The organism is Nocardioides sp. YIM 152315 (assembly GCF_029210375.1).
GTDB lineage: Bacteria > Actinomycetota > Actinomycetes > Propionibacteriales > Nocardioidaceae > Nocardioides.
The window spans coordinates 67,083-84,542 of record NZ_JARGER010000007.1 but is presented as its reverse complement, the minus strand read 5'-3'; the positions used below and the strand labels follow the sequence as shown (position 1 = coordinate 84,542).

Here is a 17,460-nt window from a genome sequence, read left to right as displayed (position 1 = left end):
GCGCGGACTGCCGCGGTCGGGATAGCCAGTGACGCAATGGTCGCAACCGGTCACGCTGAACGACCATCTCGTCACTGGCTACCCCGCTGGTGGCGTGTGGTGCATTTCGTTGGGTCGGACTCGTCGCGCCGCGGTCGGCAATGTCTCGCGAACATAACCTGACCGTCGGTGCGCAGCACTAGCCTGCCCCCATGTCACAAGGGATCTATGCCGACGGTCGCACCTACGAGCTGCCCTCCACCTGGGCACCGGCGGAACTGCCTGTCCTCGAGTTCGCAACAGCACAAACTCTAGTTGCGCTCGGCGCCGGCACCGGCAACCCGGACAAGGTGGGGAGGCAGCTGGGTAAGTACTTCGATCCCGATGGGAAGTACGCCGGTGCGCTCTTCAACACGATCGGACCGTCCCAGAACGCGGCGAACGACATCACACCGGCTGATCTTCTCGCGGTCACGACTCTGAGCATGAGCTTGGATCCGCGCCAGATCAGACAACTGCTCGAGCCCACGAGCAAGCGCGAGCTCGTCTTACGCTCCCTGCAGCAGATCGACACAGACCTCTCGATCCAGGAACTGGGCAGCGGAGAGGTCGATCCTCGGCCGATGTTGAACGCTGTCTCCGACTTCTATCGCGAAGTGCGTTCGACACCAAAGCCCTCCTCGACTCGGTGGGTCTTCGCATCGAAGCTAGCTGCGCGGAAGCGCCCGAACCTGCTTCCGGTCCGCGACAACGTCGTTTGCAAGTTCCTCGCCGGAGACCGGAACCTCAACCGCACAAGCATCGGATCTCACGACATCGACCTTCAGGTGTTCGGCTACTTGATGTCACATCCGCGCGTGCGCGATGCGCTCGACCATTGGTGGAGCGAGCTCCGCGCGGAGCACGGGTCGATACTGGATGACGTCACTCCACTGCGGATTCTCGACGTGGCGCTCTGGAACGCCGGAATCGCTGCCGGCTACGGCGAATCCTGAGGTTTCGGCGACCAGAGTCATACCGCCGCATTCGCGCGTCTCGTGTCGGGCCGCCGGCGAGGCTGTCCGGCTCGACGTCATCGTGGAATGACAGTCAGGGTCCGCGAGCTTGGCGTACGCCTCAAGAGCCGGAGGAGGACCTATGGGTGAGATCACGAGTGAGCTCAGTTCGCCACGTTGTCATTGTCAGGCTGCGCACCATGGACCCCTTCGAGGGGCGCCAGACCCGCAGTTTCGCTTGCCGATCTCTCGGTCGACGCGGTCGCGGCATCTTCGGGCTCGGCCGTGGCCTCGCTTGGTTCCGACTCAACGGCTCTGTCGACCTCAGCAGGTGAGGCATTCGGTTCCTCCTGGACCGGGTCGTCCTGAGAGGAGTAGTCGGTCGAGGAAAGGGAGGAGGAAAGCTCGTCGTCGATGCCCTTCGAGCCCGTGTCCGTTGGTCGCAGCCGTGGCGGCGCCGCCGACCATGCTCGCAGGGATCCGAGCACGCCTGCATAGAAGGCGTCGACCGTACCGAGGACGGAGTCAATGAACGAGCCGCGGCCGCGGCCGCGCTTCGTTCCCATAGTTGCCGACGACGCCACCCGGAAGGTGCGAATTTCCTTGCCGAATTCCTCCACCAACGACGACGGGTTCTCCCTGACGGTGCCGAGTAACTCAGCCATCGCCGACCCCCGGCCATGTGCCACGAACGACTCCACGCGTGCGGAGTCGGGCGCGGACTTAAGTTGCCGTACAAGCCAGTTCACCCGCGTTGTCGGCCGTCCTGCCCGAGGTGCGTCGATGTCCACATGACACGTCACCTTCGACGCCCTTAGGTCAGCCGTGATGACGAGGTTGCCGACAGTGTCAGGGATACGGATTGCGCCCGAGAGGACACCGGTTTGGCACAATGACGTGGTCATCGCCTGGACCCTGCTCGTCGGATCAGCGAGCTCCTTGCGCGTGAGGACCGGGATGACCTCCGTGCCCAGCTGGCGACCAAGCTGAAGACTCGCGAACCTCAGCAGCGCATCGAAGCGGGCGACAACCTCGCCGATGCCCTTGTCGGCGGGACGGAGCGTGCCCGCGGCGATTGCGTCGCGGATACCTGTCCATGCCTCCCCCATGTCATCGAACTCCAACGCACCGGACTTACGGTGCTCGAGATAGCGGATGAGTTCCCCGAGGATCCATGCCTGGTCCGGGTCCGCGACACCGCGGAACTCCTTCTGCATCACCGCGTCCGCCAAGACCTTCGACCACGACACGTGATGCAACTCGACTTTGCGGAGCTTGCGCTTGTCGACCTTCGTCGGATGCTGGCCAGCGACCGCGGGTATCTGGTTCGAGATCGTGATGACGGCGTCGAACCCCTGCTCACGAGCGATGTCGAGGTAGGACTCGAGCTGCTCGGTGGCGAGATGGTTCGGCCCCGTCTTCACCTCGACAAGCGCGGTCCATGACCGGCTACCGCGAGAAACCCGAATGAGACCGTCCGGGTAGAGGCGACGATCACCGAGGATGAACGGCACCTCGATGTAACACTCCATGTTGCCCGCCGGCGCCCCAAAGGGCTTCACGAAGCTGCGGCCGAACTCCTTCACCGCGCCCAGCACCGCCAGCAATGCTGACGTCGCGCGCCGCTCCTGCTCCTCGGCGCCATTGATGCCCGATGTCGGGATCAACCGCGCCTCGTGCCAGGACTCCTCGCTCACTGCTCCTACCCCCGGTCACGTGCTTCGGTTTGTCACCCGCCGCGTAGCGAGCGCACCTTGGCGAAGGCTAGCCCGCCAGGCGCACCCTCGCGACCGGAACACACCAGTCCCAGGGGTCACAACGACGGGCGGCCCGCCTGACGCGTATTGCGGACGCTCACAACCAAGAATGCCGGCGCACCATCTGCCGGACGCGTCGTGGCGAACGAAACGAGCGCGAAGCGGGAGATCGCTGCGTCATTCCGCCTGCCGGGCGCACGTGCTTTGATCGGCGGTGCCTTCCCCCCTCCTTCGGACAATGGGACGATCAACCAGGAGGTCCGAGATGACGCGCCAGATCATCACGACGCCGAACGCACCGAGCTCGCCGCTCTTCAGCCAGGGAGTCAGAGCCGGCTCGCAGGTGTTCATCTCAGGAACCACCGGTATCGACCCGAGCACAGGTCACCTGGCTGGCGACAGCATCCAGGCTCAGACCCGGCAAGCGTTGACGAACTGCGAAGCCATTCTGCGAGCGGCCGGCGGCACGCTCGATGACGTCGTCGAGGTAGGCGTACTGCTCACCAACCCAGGCGACTTCGCCGGCATGAACGAGGAGTACGCAGGATGGTTCCCGTCTGACCCACCGGCACGCTACGCGGCCAAGCTAGGAGCCGAGATCCCCGGCTTGCTCGTCTCAATTCGCATGACGGCATCCGTTGACTGAGTAGCGAGTCGAATGCCTGGACGTTCCTGAGCGTGGCGTCAGCGGTGCTTCCTTCTGCCGCGAGCCGGATGCATGGAGCCGCTGGTCGAGCATCCGTCGCTGAGCTGTGGGTAAACAGACGCGTCCGCTGTGACCCGCGCCCGAACCAGAGCGCTGTCGCAGCCTCGCGGCGCCCGTGGTCTCCGCGGCGCCCACCATCCACGGTTTCAGAGTTCGCCGTTGGCGGGGTGACGCAGCTCCGCCAGCGGCCGCCGATCCCGGGCCGGCGCCGTACCCACGGCTCGTCCGACGGCGGTCATGGACCGGATGTGCCATCCCGGCGACACGTCGAGGTCGTCGGCGAGACGGTCGAGGTCGAAGGCACGGAACTGGCGACAGGCGAAGCCGAGAGCTTCGGCCTGGAACGTCATGTGAGCCACGGCCTGGCCGAGGTCGTAGTCAGCGAACTCGGAGAACTCCACGTCCGTGTCGGTGACGTAGCGGTGGGCGATGTTCACCACCAGGAGGCTGGCAGAGCGTGCCCAGCTCGCGGAGCTCGCCGCGAGACGAGGCGCAATCAGGGAGTGCTCACGGCCTCCACGCACCGCGGTGACGAACGCCCACGGCTGGGCGTTCCCAGCCGATGGCGACCACCGGGCCGCCTCGAGCAGGAGGTCGACCTCACCGCCGTCGATGGCGGCATCTGGATCGAAGGCCAGAGGGCTGAACCGGCGCCGCAGCAACGGATGCAACCGCCCGCCAGGGTGCCCACCGTCTTGCGAAGTCATGGTGACCCAACCACCCAGCGCGGCGGATCATGCCCCGCCCATGATCGGCGGGCACGGGCCGAGCAACGCGCGTTGCAACCGCGCGGTCCGCCCAGGGACTGTGAGCCCGTTGCCTATCCCCTGCTCGCCACCACCGTGTAGTTCTCGGCCTCAGGGTTGAACGTGCTCATCTCCGTCCGGAGCCCGACCCGGTGCAGCTCGACTTCGAGTTCGTCGTATCGGTAGGGCCAGCAGGACAGCAGTTCCGAACGGACGAGAACCGACCCGGCCGCATCAACCTGCGCAACCGCGATCTCGATGTGGTGCTCCTCCTCCCAGTGCGGCGCAATCTCCCAGCGGTAGACCACGACGGCATCGCGACCGTTCCGGCGGACGAGTCGGTCACTGATGTCCAGCCGGGAACCTCTGGCCCGCACGAGTTCCCAGGTGCGGGAGGCGAGTACCAGGCGCCCGCCACGGCGCAGAAGCCGTGACATCGACTCCAGGGCAGCAAACCTGCCGCTCGCGCCCACGGCATGGTGCAGCGAGTTGCCAACGCAGAACACCATGTCGAAGGTGTCGTCATCGAAGTGGTCGGGCAACTCTTGCCAATCCGCCCGCACTGTCCGGACAGATGCCCCGAACTCCTCGGACAACTCCGCAGTCCGACGAACCATCGCTTCACTGGCATCCGTTGCGACGACCTGCATGCCAAGACCGGCGAGGCCCACCGCCAACTGTCCGGTTCCGCACGAACAGTCGAGGACGTGAGCGTTCGGCGGCAGGAGGCTGAGGACGTCAGCGAACGACGCAGCGAACTCCGCCGGAGACAGCTTCGCGTCCGAGATGAGCCACTCGTACACCTCGGCAAGCGTGTCATAACCGCTCACACCTACTACCTCCGTTACATGCGGCAGACTCACGGTGGCACGTCAGTACATCAGCGGAGCAAGTCGGTCCACCAATGGTTTCGCACGGGCGACCCAACCGGCAGCCGATCGTCGTACGAGACCCACGAGATCGCGGTCGGTCACCGGCGGCGCACGGCCGCGACCAGCGCCTCGTGCAGGACGGCGTTCGAGTAGAGCCCGCCGCCGCGGTCGTACGCGGCGCCGCCTGTGGGATCGGTGAAGCGGCCGCCCGCTTCTTGGACCAGCAGGATCCATGGAGCGTGGTCCCACGCGGCGAACCCCTCGGCCAGGACACCGTCGACCGCACCGCGGACGAGCTCGACCAGGGGCAGCGGCGTGCAGGGCGGACGAAAGCGCGCCGGCGAGGGCTCGGGCGGAATCGTGCTCAGGGCGTCGAGCGCCGCGTCGGCCAGCGACGAGGTCGTGCTGACCGCCAGGCGGCGTGCGTGGCCGCTGCCTGGCGGCCATGCCGTCTCGACGGCGCCACCACCGCGAGTGGCCCACCATCGGAGACCCAGAGCGGGCGAGGTGACGACTGCCAGCTCGACGACGCCGTCGACGGCGAGGGCGAGGTGGACCCGCCAGTTCGGGTCACGACGGCTGAAGAAGGTGGTCCCGTCGATCGGGTCGACGATCCACACTCGCTCGGAGCCGTCGACCTGTCCGTACTCCTCGCCGAGGAGCGCATCGTCGGGGCGCAGCTCGCCGAGCTGTGCGCGAACCAGCCGCTCGACGGCGCGATCGGCCTCGGTGACCGGGGACCCGTCCGCCTTCGACGCGGTCGTCACACCGGCACGGAAGAACGACAACGCCAGCTCGGCCGCACGATCCGCGACGCGAAACGCCACCTCCAGGTCGTCCAGGTCGTCCATGTCATCGCGCTCGTCCATCGCGACGAACGGTAGCCAATCGACGTCGCGCCCGGCGCCCAGCGTGCACGTGCTATCGCTTGCGCCGACCGAGCATGCGGCTCAACCGGTCGGCCATCGACCGCGCCGGCTTGATCTCGACCAGCTGCGACCCATCCGGTCGAGGAAGGTCGGCCGCCTGCTCGGCGGTGAGTGTCGTGCGCACGTAGGTGGTGTAGATCGAGCCGATCTGATCGGCGTCGACGAACCGGGTCCCCTGCGCGGTCTGGATGACGATGCCGTCGAAGACGGAGACCTTCTCGTCGACCAGCACCGCCTGCACCGTGGCGAACTGTTGCCCGTCGCTCGTCTGCACCGACGTGCCCGGCTGGAGCGCGGTGTAGGCGATGGGGTGGTCCTGCGCATCAGGCATGCCAGCAACCCTACGGCGGCTCCCCTCATCGCGCGCCGAAGAATCCGGACTCGTCCAGGCAGATGGTGCACTGCCACGCCTGGTCCATCGGCTCCATGGACGGAGTCTCCAGGGCGCTTTCCTCAACCACCGAGGTCGCTGGGGCGCCTGCCTCAACCACCGAGCCGACGCCGGGTCAGGAGAGTTGGGAGAGCAGCTGTCCGCGGTCGAAGTACTCCTCGATCCGGTGGATCGTGCGGCCCTCGACGTAGACGCGGAGGATCGCGGGGACGCGGGCGGTCTTGCCGTCGCGGGTGGCCACGATGACGTGCTGGCGGAGGAAGCCGTCCTCGAGCGCCACGGTGCGGTCGTCGACGTACCCGAAGGTGTCGTAGCGGTCGGGGATGCTGCCCAGGGTGGCGAGGTTCTCGGCCTTCGTCTGGTCGACGTCGTCGTAGTTGTGCCAGACGGTGACGTCGTCGCGGTAGCAGGCGCCGACCGCGTCGATGTCACCGCTCGCGACGGCGGCGAAGAACTCGGCGGCGAAGTCCAGTACGTCGCTCATGCGCGGGCTCCGACCGCGGGCACGCCCTGCGCGTTGAGGACCGCATGCACCCCTACCTGGAGCGGCTCTCCTCCGGTCTGGGCGAGACCGTGCACCTGGGCCGGCTCGACGGCGACACGGTCTCCTTCGTCGACGCCGTCGAGAGCCCCCGCGCCGTCCGCGTGGGCTCGCGGCTCGGCAAGACGATGCCCGCCCACTGCACCTCGTCCGGCAAGGCGCTGCTCACGATGCTCGACGAGCCCGCGATCCGCACCCTCTACCCCGACGAGAAGCTGCCCCGCCTCACCCCGCAGTCGGTCACGAAGCACTCGGTCCTGCTCAAGGCAGGTCGCCGAGGCCCGCGACCGCGGCTGCGAAGCGGGCCAGGATCGTGTTGCTGGCCGCGGAGGGTGAGGCGAACACGCGGATCGCGGAACTGACCGACGCAACTTGGCGACCGTGCTGAACTGGCGCGGTCGCCTACGGAGAGCGTGAGATCGCCGGGCTGGCGCACCCGCCGGAGCCCGGACGCCCGCGTGAGCTCGATCATCGCGCGATCCTGGCCGAGACGTGGAAGCCCCCAAAGAAGCTCGGCGTGACCCACTGGTCGGCGCGGCTGTTGGGCCAGCGGCTGAAAGTCTCGAACACCACCATTGCTTGGGCCCGGCGTGCCTAGGGGATCAAGCCGTGGAATGCGGAGTCGTTCCGGTTCTCCACAGACCCCGCTGGTCGGGAAGGTTACCGACATCTGAGGGCTGTACGTGGCGCCGCCGGAGAACGCGATCGTGCTGTGCGTGGACGAGAAGCCGCAGATCCAAGCGCTCGAGCGGACGGTGCTGATCGCGCCTATGCAGGAGGGACGGATCGAGAGGCGCTCGCACGACTACTACCGCTACGGGACATCGACTTCGTTCGCGGCGCTCGACACGGCGGCCGGGCAGGTCAAAGCGGCGTTCGAAGAAGCGGCACCGTCACCAGGAGCTCCTGGCGTTCTTGAAGCAGGTCGAGCGGCGCTGTCGCGCGACGTCGACGACGTCGTTCGCCCGGTCGAGTGCACCTGGTGATGGGCAACTACACCGCCCACAAGCAGGCAGACGTCCGCGCCTGGCTGGCCGAGCACTCACGATTCGTCGTGCACTTCACGCTGGCTCACGCCTCGTGGATGAACCTCGTGAAGGTCTGGCTCGGCATCGTCGAGCGACAAGCCATCCGCGGCGTGTTCAAGTCGGTGCGTAGCCTCAACGCCAAGATCCACGCGTTCATCGACGGCTGAGACGACCGCTCCCGTCCGTTAGTGTGGACCAGGGCCGCCGACCAGATCCTCGCGAAGGCCAAATCGTCCAGGTACTCCAACATCCACGCCACTAGCGGCAAGACACCTCATTTGACCGCCTCCCGGAGGCACTGACCTGCCAATGCTTGGCATGTACGCCAGCCGGGCCAGTACTGGACCGCACGGAGGAGCCGAATATGACGCTACAGGACGCGGCGGAGCCCAAGCGTATGAGTCGTCTGCCGCCCGGCCCCTGAGCCGACCGCGAGTTGTCGCGAGTCGGCAATCAGAGTGATCTCGATGGCTAGAGTCTGGACATGCTTCGTGTAAGTCCGCCCGACGATCCGGCGGTACACGGCTCCACCGAAACCGAGTCCGATGTAATCAAGAACTGCTGGAACTTTGTCGGTGCTCACTTCGCCACGGCGACATCTGCTGCCACACTTCTCGTGTTGATCCCGCTCGTCAGTGGGCGGATCGGTTACGCAAACCAATTTGACGTCAGCCTCGCGGACGTTGGGATCGATATCAAGGGTTTGCTGAGCGGTGCAACTGTCGGCGTCGTTCTAATTTTGTGGGCGGTGTTGCTTTTGATTATCGTCGCCGAACCGCTCGCGCGATCAAGAAAGGCCGCGCTGATCTGCGCGAGAGATATGGCGTTGTTCGTAGTTCTGGCGATCATAGGTGCTGGTCTCGCTGGCAATGAATTCACGTCCGGAGATGCCACCTATTTCGTCGCGCTTACGGCGTCGACCTGCCTGATGGGCGCAATGTTTGCTTGGATCGTGGCAAACGTAAAGGCTGGCATGGATAAGGTCGAGAACGCACAACCGTTTGCCCGGAAGCTGTCGACATGCGCATTTCTCTCCTACATTCCACTGTGTTGGGTCGCAAGCCTACTTCTTCCCGAATCATGGATCTTGCTGGCGTGCCTTGCGGCGGTATTTGCAGTTTGGCTTATCGCCGCATTGTATTGGCGGACCGCCAGCATCATCACAACGACGGTAGCCGCTGCCTTTGGCGGACACGACCATTCGTCCAGAAGGCTTCGCATTTTGATGGGCCTGTCGCTGTTCGTCGGGTTGATCTATGTCGCCTGCCTACAGGCGGCGTTGCCGCGAGGTGACGGGGTCGAGACACCGGGCTGGCGATCCATACTCTTCATCGAATTCGCCTTGGCGATAGTTCTGATGTCGCGGACACCAAAGGGTCGCGCGTACCTAGAACAACATCGAAGCATCGTCGAGGTGCCGATCCTGACGATAGTTGTGACACTGATCGTCGTGTGCGCAACAGGATCGTTCTATTTCGGTGAGTCTATGGCTCGCGAACAATCGAGAGGGCGAACGACCGACTGGGGATTTATGGTGGGCATGAACAATTCCTACGCCTGTTTCCGCACGGGAGATTCAACTTCCGCATTCACAGGGCCAGCGTTGGTGATTTCTGACCATGATGGCGCGTACGTGCTTTGGACGCGAGATCACGGGACGGCCACGGCACCAGTAAGTCAGACCGAACTGCGCTTCGTCCGAAGCATCAATGCGAAGTGCTGAGAGGCGACGCCGCATCGCTCCAATCCAGTCAGCCCGCGTAATAGCCAGTCGCGCAAACCTCCTGAAACCCAACTCGGTGAGCCAACGAGAGTTCGACGAAACATGCGCAGGTGATACCGCAGCGCGAGGCTTTGTGCGCTGTTCATCGTGAATGCCAGGACGCCAGATCCAGGCCAAGAGATTCCGCCTCACAGCGTCTCGGCAGGCCGAATAGCTATTCGCGGACGACGCCCTCATCGTCGCCGTCGTGTCGTCATGCTTCAACACACTCGAAGTCGTCACCACCGAGGTCGCGGGCCTGCTGGTCGGGGTGGAGTTCGCGGTCACCGCCATCGCCTGACCTCACAGGAACTTGGCCATGACCTGTAGACGGGGCGCGTCGCGCGCCTTACTGATCACCTGGGTCTTGCTGCACGAAACGGTGTCAGCGGACCTAGCGCTGTTTCGGCCGCACATGCACCAGGCCCCGCCGGCCGAGGGACGGTCGACGGGGCCTGGCGTTGCCGGGTCAGGAGAGCCGGGTCAGGAGAGCTGGGTCAGGAGAGCTGGGTCAGGAGAGTTGGGAGAGCAGCTGTCCGCGGTCGAAGTACTCCTCGATCCGGTGGATCGTGCGGCCCTCGACGTAGACGCGGAGGATCGCGGGGACGCGGGCGGTCTTGCCGTCGCGGGTGGCCACGATGACGTGCTGGCGGAGGAAGCCGTCCTCGAGCGCCACGGTGCGGTCGTCGACGTACCCGAAGGTGTCGTAGCGGTCGGGGATGCTGCCCAGGGTGGCGAGGTTCTCGGCCTTCGTCTGGTCGACGTCGTCGTAGTTGTGCCAGACGGTGACGTCGTCGCGGTAGCAGGCGCCGACCGCGTCGATGTCACCGCTCGCGACGGCGGCGAAGAACTCGGCGGCGAAGTCCAGTACGTCGCTCATGCGCCGGCTCCGACCGCGGGCACGCCCTGCGCGTTGACGGGCGCGAGGTTGACGTCGTCCTCGTTGAGCTCGCGGGTCCAGGCGGCGAACTCCAGCAGCACCCCGTCGGGGTCGAAGAAGTACATCGAGCGGACGAAGACGCCGTCGTGCATCTCGGCGGCGACGCCGCGCTCGCTGTCGTCGTGGTTGAGCACCGGGCCGGTCTGCACGCCCTTGGCGTCGAGGCGGGCCTTGTACTCGTCGAACTTCTCCAGCGGGATGGTGAAGGCGACGTGGTTCATCGAGCCGTGCGCGGTCGCGATGTCGCCGAGACCGGGCAGCGACTCGGCGGAGGCGACCCCGGGCGCCTTCTTCGGCGCGTTCGGGAACCAGAAGAACGCCAGGTAGCCGTCGTTGCCCATGTCGAAGAAGAAGTGCTGCCCGCCGCCGGGCATCGCGATCGTCTTCTTGAGCTCCATGCCCAGGACGTTCGTGTAGAAGTCGACCGTGCGCTCCATGTCCTCGCACACCAGGGCGAGGTGGCACAGTCCGCGGAGCTCGAACTCGGTGTTCGCCATTGCTAGTACCTCCCAAAGCGTCGTTGCCTGGACGTGACGGTAGTCACGCGTGTTCGTTCGGTCAATAGCGAACGCCCGCTAAGTTTGCGCCGAACAGCGAAGCGCGCCGGTCGCGCGCCGACGGCGTTACGGTGTGCGCCGTGACTGGACGACGCGCGCACGGCGCAGCCCTCGGCACCCGGATGCGCGCCGCCCGGGTCGCCCGTGGCCTCGGCCTGCGCGAGCTGGCCCAGCAGGTGGGCATGAGCCCGTCGTCGCTGAGCGAGTTCGAGCACGGGAAGAGCCGGCCGGGCCCCGCCCGCCTCGCCGCCCTCTCCGCGGCCCTGGAGGTGCCCGTGGAGCAGGAGGCGCCGGCGCCCGTCGTGCCGGCGTTCGGGCACTGGCGCGAGTACGACGCGCTGCCGGTCGACCCGGTCTCGCGGGCCGGGCTCGAGCTCTTCGTCGAGCGCGGCTACCACGGCTCGACCGTGCGGATGATCGCCGAGCGCTGCGGGATGACGGTCGCCGGCGTCTACCACCACGTGCCGAGCAAGCACGACCTGCTGGTCAACCTGATGCGACGGGCGATGGGCGAGATGATCGCGCGCGGCGAGGCCGCGCGGGCCGATGCCGACGGCCCGCGGGAGCGGCTCGCGAACCTCGTCGAGAGCCTGGTGCTCTTCCACGTCCACCGGATGCCGTGGGCCTACCTCGCCACCAACGAGGCGCGCGCGCTCGAGGGCGCGGCCGCGACGGAGATGCTCGAGGCGCGGCGCCGGATGCGGCAGATCTTCGAGGACGTCGTCGTCGAGTGCCGCGGCGGCGCGACGCAGCCCGGACTGGTGCCGGACCGGGTCACGGCCCGGGCGATCGTCACCATGACGATCTCGATCCCGGACTGGTACGCCGACGGCGGGCGACCCGACCCGGACGTGCTCGCGGCCCAGTACGTCGCACTCGCGGAGGACATGGTCTACCCTTAGCGATCGCTAAGTCAGCGACCGCGGAAGGACGTCATGCGCATCGCCGAGATCCGGGAGGTCGCCGTGCCCCTGCGCGGCGACATCGCCAACGCCGTGGTCAGCTTCGCCGGTCACACCGTCTCGCTCGTCGCGGTGGTCAGCGACGTGGTCCGCGACGGCGGCCCCGTGGCCGGCGTCGCCTTCAACTCCATCGGCCGGCACGCCCAGGGCGGCATCCTGCGCGACCGGATGATCCCGCGCCTGCTCGCCGCGGACCCCGACACGCTGCTCGGCACCGACGGCGTCCTCGACCCCGCCGCGGTGCTGGCCGCGATGATGCAGGGCGAGAAGCCGGGCGGCCACGGCGACCGCGCGGCGGCCGCGAGCGCGGTCGAGCTGGCCTGCTGGGACCTGCTGGCGAAGCTCCACGGTGAGCCGGCGCACGTCACGATCGCCCGCGCGCACGGCCGCGAGACGTCGTACGCCGGCGTCCCGGTCTACGCCGCGGGCGGCTACTACGCGCCCGGCAAGGGCGTCGCCGAGCTGCGCGCCGAGCTCGCCGGCTACCGCGACAGCGGCTACGCGGCGGTCAAGATCAAGATCGGCGGCGTCTCGCTCGCCGAGGACCTCGCGCGGCTCGAGGCGTCGATCGACGAGCTCGGCGGTGGCCACGCCGTCGCCGTCGACGCCAACGGCCGCTTCGACGCGGTGACGGCCCTGGCGTACGCCGACGCGATGGAGGGCCTCGGGCTGCGCTGGTACGAGGAGGCCGGCGACCCGCTCGACTACGACCTCAACCGGCGCCTGGCCGAGGCCTACTCGGGTCCGATCGCCACGGGGGAGAACCTCTTCTCCACCCAGGACGTGCGCAACCTGCTGCTCTTCGGCGGCGTCCGGCCCGACCGCGACATCTTCCAGATGGACGCGGGCCTCGGCTACGGGCTCACGGAGTACGCCCGGATGATCGACCTGCTCGCACGGCACGGCGTCGACCGCACCGCCGCCTTCCCGCACGGCGGGCACCTGGTCAACCTGCACATCGTGACCGGCCTCGGGCTCGGCGGCTGCGAGGCCTACCCGGGCGTCTTCGAGCCGTTCGGCGGCTACAGCCCCGGCTGCAGGCTCGAGGGCGGGCTCATCCACCCGGCCGAGGACCCGGGTTTCGGCCTGGAGGCCAAGCCCGGGCTCGCCGACGAGATCGCCCGGCTGGTGGCGTGATGCGGATCGCGGTGGTCGGCTGCGGGGCGATGGGCTCGGTGTACGCCGCCCGCCTGGCGGCGGCCGGTGGCTACGACGTCCAGGTCGTCGACGCGTGGGCGGACCACGTGGCGGCGATCAACGCCGACGGGCTGCGGCTGGTCGGCCCGGACGGCGAGCACCGGGCGACCGTCCGCGCGCACACCGCACCGCCGGCCGACCCCGTCGACCTCGTCGTGCTCGCGGTGAAGGCCGCGGACGCGGCGTCCGCGGCCGCGCAGGCCACGCCGCTGGTCGGGCCCGCGACGACCGTGCTGACCATCCAGAACGGCCTCGGCTCCGCCGAGGGCGTCGCGGACGCGCTGGGCGCCGACCGGCTGGCCGTCGGCATCGCGAGCGGCTTCGGCGCCTCGCTGCGCGGCCCCGGGCTCGCCCACCACAACGCGATGAGGGCGCTGCGCTTCGGGGCGTACGCCGGTCTCGACCCGACCGCGGTCGAGTGCGTGGCGGCGGCCTGGCGGGCCGGTGGCTTCGACGCCGCGGCCGTCGAGGACATCGCCGCGATGCAGTGGGAGAAGCTGATCTGCAACGTGGCCTACAGCGCGCCGTGCGCGCTGACCGGCCTGACGGTCGGCGAGGTGATGGACCACGAGCACATGGGCCCGGTCAGCCGCGCCGCCGCGACCGAGGCGTGGAAGGCCGCCCGTGCGCTGGGCGTCGGCATCGACGTGCCGGACCCGGTCGAGCACGTGCGCGCCTTCGGCGCCCAGATGCCGGCCGCCAAGCCGTCGGCGCTGCTCGACGTCGAGGCCGGCCGGGTCAGCGAGATCGACGTCATCAACGGGGCCGTGCCCCGCGAGGCGGCCAAGGTCGGCCGCACCGCGCCCGTCAACGCCACCCTCACCGCTCTCGTGCGTGCCCGCGAGGCGCGCCTTTAGCTCATCCGACGAAAGGAACCGCCATGCCCCGTCTCCGCCAGGTGCCCCGCAGCGAGGTCCGCAACGACACGGTCCGGCACATGTACGACCGGCTCTTCGGCCCCGACCGCGACCCGGTGGTCGAGCCCGGCACGGCGACCGGCACGCCCGGCGACTGGTGGACCGTCTTCGCCCTGGTGCCCGACGTCTTCGAGCACGCCGTCAAGGGCTTCGGCCTCTACCGCAGCCCCGAGCGCCGGCTCGACCCGGTGCTGCGCGAGCTCGGCCAGACCCGGGCCGGCTGGCTGCGGGGGAGCCAGTTCGTCTACTCCCAGCACTGCAAGGCGCTGCGCGCCCTGGAGCTGAGCGAGGAGAAGATCGCGGCGGTCTCCTCGTGGGGCGTCTCGGACCACTTCACCCCGCTCGAGCGGGCGGTGCTCGCCTACACCGACGCCCTCGTGGGCGACGGCGGCCGGGTCGACGACGCCGTCTTCGAGTTCCTCCACGAGCACCTCGGCGACGAGGAGATCCTCGAGCTGACCTACGTCACCGCGCTCTACGACATGCACGCGGTGATCTGCCGAGCCCTGCGCCTGGAGTTCGACGATCGCGCGGAGCCGATCGTCGAGGTCGACGGCCCCGGCGGCAAGCGCGTCTCGCTCGACCTCGGCGCCGCGATCAGCACGGGCGAGCGATGAGCACCGCCGAGCTGTACGACGTGCCGACCGCCGTCGAGCTGCTCGACGCGGTGTGCGAGTTCCTGGAGGGCCAGGTGCTCGACGCCGTCGAGGGTGGCACGCGCTTCCACACCCGGGTGTCGGTGAACGCGCTGCGCATGGTGCAGCGCGAGCTGCAGCTCGGCGCCGCCGACGTCGCCGCCCACCGGGCCCGCCTGGCCGAGCTCGGCTACGAGGACGACGCCGCCCTCGCGCAGGCCATCCGCGCCGGCGCCGAGGATCACCGCTACGCCGAGGTCAAGGCGGCCGTGGCCGAGAGCGTCGGTGCGAAGCTGCGCGTCGCCAACCCCCGCTACCTCCCCCGCAACCCCGAGGAGCAGTCGTGACGTTCCGGGTCCCCGACCACATCAGGCCGCTGCGCGACGAGGTCCACCGCTTCATGACCGAGCGGGTCGAGCCCGCGGAGGAGGTGCTGCGCGCCGGCGGTCCGGTGTCCGCCGCCCTGCTCGCGGAGCTGCAGCAGGCGGCCAAGGACCAGGGGCTGTGGGCCCTCGGCCACCCCGCCGAGCTCGGCGGCGGCGGGCTGCCGTTCCTCGACTACGTCTACGTCAACGAGGTCCAGGGCCGCAGCGAGTTCGGCCAGCTGGCGCTGGGCACCTGGACGCTCCAGGACTCGATCATGCTCGACAAGCACGCCAGTCCGCACTGGCGCGAGGCGTACCTGAAGCCGCTGGTCGCGGGGGAGATCTCGCCGAGCTTCGCGATGACCGAGCCCGGCGTCGCCGGCTCCGACCCGACCGGCCTGCAGACGACCGCGCGGCTCGAGGGCGACGAGTGGGTGATCAACGGCCACAAGTGGTTCACGACCGGCGCGGCCGGCGCGGCGTACACCACCGTCATGTGCCGCACCGAGACCGGGGCGGCGCCCCACGCGTCGTTCAGCATGATCGTGGTGCCGACCGACACCCCGGGCTACCGGATCGTCCGCGAGACCCCGCTGCTCGGCCTGCCGGCCGGCGGCCACGGCGGCCACTACGACGTCGAGTACGACGACGTCCGGGTGCCCGCGCAGAACCTCCTCGGCGAGCGCGGCCAGGGCTTCGTCATCGCCCAGGAGCGGCTCGGCCCGGGCCGGATCTTCCACGCCATGCGGTGGCTCGGCCAGGCCCAGCGGGCCTTCGACCTGATGTGCGCGCGGCTCAACGAGCGGGTCGCGTTCGGGGAGCCGCTGGCCGAGAAGCAGCTGATGCAGAAGCACGTCTTCGACTCCTACACCGAGATCCAGGCCAGCCGGCTGCTGACCCTCGCGGCAGCCGAGCAGATCGACCGCGGCGACCAGGCGCGGGTCGAGATCGGTGCGGTCAAGGTCTACGGCGCGCAGATGCTGCACAACGTGATCGACCGGGCGGTCCAGGTCTACGGGGCCGCGGGCGTCACCGAGGACACCCCGCTCAGCCACATGTACCGCTCCGCCCGCTTCGCCCGGCTTTACGACGGCGCCGACGAGGTGCACATCCAGAGCGTCGGCAAGCGGATCCTCGGCGAGTACGGGCGTGGCGGCGGCTGGGAGTTCGGGCTCCGCTGAGGGTCACGGGAGCAGCTGGAGCAGGTCCCACTCGTTCTCGGCGACCCGGCGGCCGATGGTCGCCAGCTCGACCGACCGGGTGGCACCGGACCGGTGCCGCTCGGTCTGGTGGATGCAGATGATGCCCCACTTCAGGGTGCCCAGGACGTGCCACCAGTGCAGGGCGTCGCGGTCGACGGTGGTGCCGCTCTCGGCCTCGTAGGCGGCGACCAGCTCGTCGACCGAGCCGAACCCGCCGACCACGGGCTCCTCGCCGAACCGCCAGGCGCGCACGCACAGCCAGCCGAGGTCCTCCAGCGGGTCGCCGAGGTGCGCGAGCTCCCAGTCGAGCACCGCCCGGATCCCCTCGGGGCCGACGATGAGGTTGCCGTTGCGGAAGTCGCCGTGCACGACGCGCGGCTCCGCCGGCGCCGGACGGTGCTCCTCCAGCCACCGGATCGCCAGCTCGAACGCTGGGTGCGGCTGGTCGTGCTCGTCGAGCACCGCGCGCCATGCCGCCAGCTCGTCGCTGACCTGGAGCCCCGGCACGGCAGCCGGGTCGATGGTGTGGATCCGCGCCAGCGCCCGGCCGCACTGCGCGGCGAGCACGGGCCGGGCCGCGGCGTACGCCGCGTCGCGCAGGATCCGCCGCGGGATCGACTCGCCCTCGACCCGGCTCATCACGACGTACGCCGCGCCGAGGTCGGTCGCCCCGGCGCTGGCCGCGACCACCGCGGGGGAGGGGACCCCGACGGCCCCGGCGGCGACCATGAGCGCGGTCTCTCGGTCCATCGCGTCGGACATGCTGCCTGGAGCGTCCATCCGCAGGATCAGCTCACGCGAGTCCGTCCGGTCGCCGCCGGCGGAGAACGACCAGGTGTGCCGGGACGCTCCGGCCGGGAGCCGGCGCAGGTGGTCGATCCGCAGCGACGGGTCGTCGAGGGCGGCGGCCAGCAGGTCGCGCAGGCGTGGGGCGAGCTCGTCGGCGGCAGCGGTGGTGGACGACACGCGGCAGATTGTA

General features: G+C 68.6%; 21 protein-coding genes and 1 pseudogene. 12 read left to right on the top strand and 10 right to left on the bottom strand.

The window, feature by feature from the left end; all coding sequences use genetic code 11:
• Window positions 1-191: 191 nt before the first annotated feature.
• A complete protein-coding gene (locus tag PZ894_RS01070; protein WP_275741580.1) occupies window positions 192-974 on the top strand; it encodes a DUF6308 family protein in 783 nt (260 codons plus the stop codon).
• A gap of 164 nt (window positions 975-1,138) precedes the next feature.
• Here PZ894_RS01070 and PZ894_RS01065 read toward each other — a convergent pair whose 3' ends face one another.
• Window positions 1,139-2,671 carry a hypothetical protein gene (locus tag PZ894_RS01065; protein WP_275741578.1) on the bottom strand — a complete coding sequence of 511 codons (1,533 nt, stop codon included), beginning with the start codon at window positions 2,669-2,671 and terminating at the stop codon, window positions 1,139-1,141.
• Between the two features lie 325 nt (window positions 2,672-2,996).
• Here PZ894_RS01065 and PZ894_RS01060 point away from each other — a divergent pair, with 325 nt between their 5' ends.
• On the top strand, window positions 2,997-3,377 hold the full coding sequence (locus tag PZ894_RS01060; protein WP_275741577.1) for a RidA family protein: 381 nt from the start codon (window positions 2,997-2,999) through the stop codon (window positions 3,375-3,377).
• A gap of 206 nt (window positions 3,378-3,583) precedes the next feature.
• Here the strand turns inward: PZ894_RS01060 and PZ894_RS01055 are convergent, their stop codons facing one another.
• The 6 genes and pseudogenes from PZ894_RS01055 to PZ894_RS01030 form a co-directional block, all read right to left on the bottom strand.
• Window positions 3,584-3,874: a hypothetical protein gene (locus tag PZ894_RS01055; RefSeq protein ID WP_275741614.1), complete on the bottom strand. Its 291-nt coding sequence runs from the start codon at window positions 3,872-3,874 to the stop codon at window positions 3,584-3,586.
• A gap of 54 nt (window positions 3,875-3,928) precedes the next feature.
• Window positions 3,929-4,144: pseudogene (locus PZ894_RS01050) on the bottom strand (nitroreductase family protein); the annotation flags it as partial.
• A gap of 113 nt (window positions 4,145-4,257) precedes the next feature.
• Complete coding sequence (locus PZ894_RS01045) at window positions 4,258-5,013, bottom strand: class I SAM-dependent methyltransferase (RefSeq protein ID WP_275741575.1); 756 nt, start codon at window positions 5,011-5,013, stop codon at window positions 4,258-4,260.
• Window positions 5,014-5,153: 140 nt separating this feature from the next.
• The gene (locus tag PZ894_RS01040; RefSeq protein WP_275741573.1) at window positions 5,154-5,924 is read right to left on the bottom strand and encodes an inositol monophosphatase; all 771 of its coding nucleotides are present in this window, start codon (window positions 5,922-5,924) and stop codon (window positions 5,154-5,156) included.
• Window positions 5,925-5,976: 52 nt separating this feature from the next.
• A complete protein-coding gene (locus PZ894_RS01035) occupies window positions 5,977-6,315 on the bottom strand; it encodes a hypothetical protein (RefSeq protein WP_275741571.1) in 339 nt (112 codons plus the stop codon).
• A 175-nt stretch (window positions 6,316-6,490) separates the two neighbouring features.
• The gene (locus PZ894_RS01030; protein ID WP_275741563.1) at window positions 6,491-6,859 is read right to left on the bottom strand and encodes a DUF4440 domain-containing protein; all 369 of its coding nucleotides are present in this window, start codon (window positions 6,857-6,859) and stop codon (window positions 6,491-6,493) included.
• A 44-nt stretch (window positions 6,860-6,903) separates the two neighbouring features.
• Between PZ894_RS01030 and PZ894_RS01025 the strand changes: the two genes are divergently transcribed.
• From PZ894_RS01025 to PZ894_RS01010, 4 genes are all read left to right on the top strand, one after another.
• A complete protein-coding gene (locus tag PZ894_RS01025; protein ID WP_275741569.1) occupies window positions 6,904-7,278 on the top strand; it encodes an IclR family transcriptional regulator C-terminal domain-containing protein in 375 nt (124 codons plus the stop codon).
• 321 nt (window positions 7,279-7,599) lie between these two features.
• Window positions 7,600-7,902 (top strand): hypothetical protein, encoded by a 303-nt coding sequence (locus PZ894_RS01020; protein ID WP_275741567.1) that lies wholly within the window; start codon window positions 7,600-7,602, stop codon window positions 7,900-7,902.
• Window positions 7,902-8,111, top strand: a complete 210-nt coding sequence (locus PZ894_RS01015; protein WP_275741612.1) for a transposase — start codon at window positions 7,902-7,904, stop codon at window positions 8,109-8,111. The genes PZ894_RS01020 and PZ894_RS01015 overlap by 1 nt, the downstream gene beginning before the upstream one ends.
• A gap of 317 nt (window positions 8,112-8,428) precedes the next feature.
• Entirely contained in the window at window positions 8,429-9,667 is a 1,239-nt protein-coding gene (locus PZ894_RS01010) for a hypothetical protein (RefSeq protein WP_275741565.1), read from the top strand.
• 550 nt (window positions 9,668-10,217) lie between these two features.
• Here PZ894_RS01010 and PZ894_RS01005 read toward each other — a convergent pair.
• Window positions 10,218-10,586, bottom strand: a complete 369-nt coding sequence (locus tag PZ894_RS01005) for a DUF4440 domain-containing protein (RefSeq protein ID WP_275741563.1) — start codon at window positions 10,584-10,586, stop codon at window positions 10,218-10,220.
• Entirely contained in the window at window positions 10,583-11,143 is a 561-nt protein-coding gene (locus PZ894_RS01000; RefSeq protein ID WP_275741562.1) for a VOC family protein, read from the bottom strand. The genes PZ894_RS01005 and PZ894_RS01000 overlap by 4 nt, the downstream gene beginning before the upstream one ends.
• 140 nt (window positions 11,144-11,283) lie before the next feature.
• On the opposite strand from PZ894_RS01000, the gene PZ894_RS00995 reads away from it, so the two are divergent.
• Genes PZ894_RS00995 through PZ894_RS00970 form a run of 6 tightly spaced genes read left to right on the top strand, consistent with a single transcriptional unit; the run spans window position 11,284 to window position 16,460 of the window.
• Window positions 11,284-12,105, top strand: a complete 822-nt coding sequence (locus PZ894_RS00995; RefSeq protein ID WP_275741560.1) for a TetR family transcriptional regulator — start codon at window positions 11,284-11,286, stop codon at window positions 12,103-12,105.
• A gap of 33 nt (window positions 12,106-12,138) precedes the next feature.
• Complete coding sequence (locus PZ894_RS00990) at window positions 12,139-13,302, top strand: enolase C-terminal domain-like protein (RefSeq protein WP_275741558.1); 1,164 nt, start codon at window positions 12,139-12,141, stop codon at window positions 13,300-13,302.
• Complete coding sequence (locus tag PZ894_RS00985; RefSeq protein WP_275741610.1) at window positions 13,302-14,219, top strand: 2-dehydropantoate 2-reductase; 918 nt, start codon at window positions 13,302-13,304, stop codon at window positions 14,217-14,219. The genes PZ894_RS00990 and PZ894_RS00985 overlap by 1 nt, the downstream gene beginning before the upstream one ends.
• Before the next feature lie 23 nt (window positions 14,220-14,242).
• A complete protein-coding gene (locus PZ894_RS00980; RefSeq protein ID WP_275741556.1) occupies window positions 14,243-14,896 on the top strand; it encodes a carboxymuconolactone decarboxylase family protein in 654 nt (217 codons plus the stop codon).
• Window positions 14,893-15,261 carry a DUF6285 domain-containing protein gene (locus PZ894_RS00975; protein ID WP_275741554.1) on the top strand — a complete coding sequence of 123 codons (369 nt, stop codon included), beginning with the start codon at window positions 14,893-14,895 and terminating at the stop codon, window positions 15,259-15,261. Before PZ894_RS00980 ends, PZ894_RS00975 begins: the two co-directional genes overlap by 4 nt.
• Window positions 15,258-16,460 (top strand): acyl-CoA dehydrogenase family protein, encoded by a 1,203-nt coding sequence (locus PZ894_RS00970; RefSeq protein WP_275741552.1) that lies wholly within the window; start codon window positions 15,258-15,260, stop codon window positions 16,458-16,460. Before PZ894_RS00975 ends, PZ894_RS00970 begins: the two co-directional genes overlap by 4 nt.
• A 3-nt stretch (window positions 16,461-16,463) precedes the next feature.
• Here PZ894_RS00970 and PZ894_RS00965 read toward each other — a convergent pair whose 3' ends face one another.
• Window positions 16,464-17,447, bottom strand: coding sequence for a phosphotransferase family protein (locus tag PZ894_RS00965; protein ID WP_275741550.1), 984 nt, complete (start codon window positions 17,445-17,447; stop codon window positions 16,464-16,466).
• Window positions 17,448-17,460 lie beyond the last annotated feature (13 nt).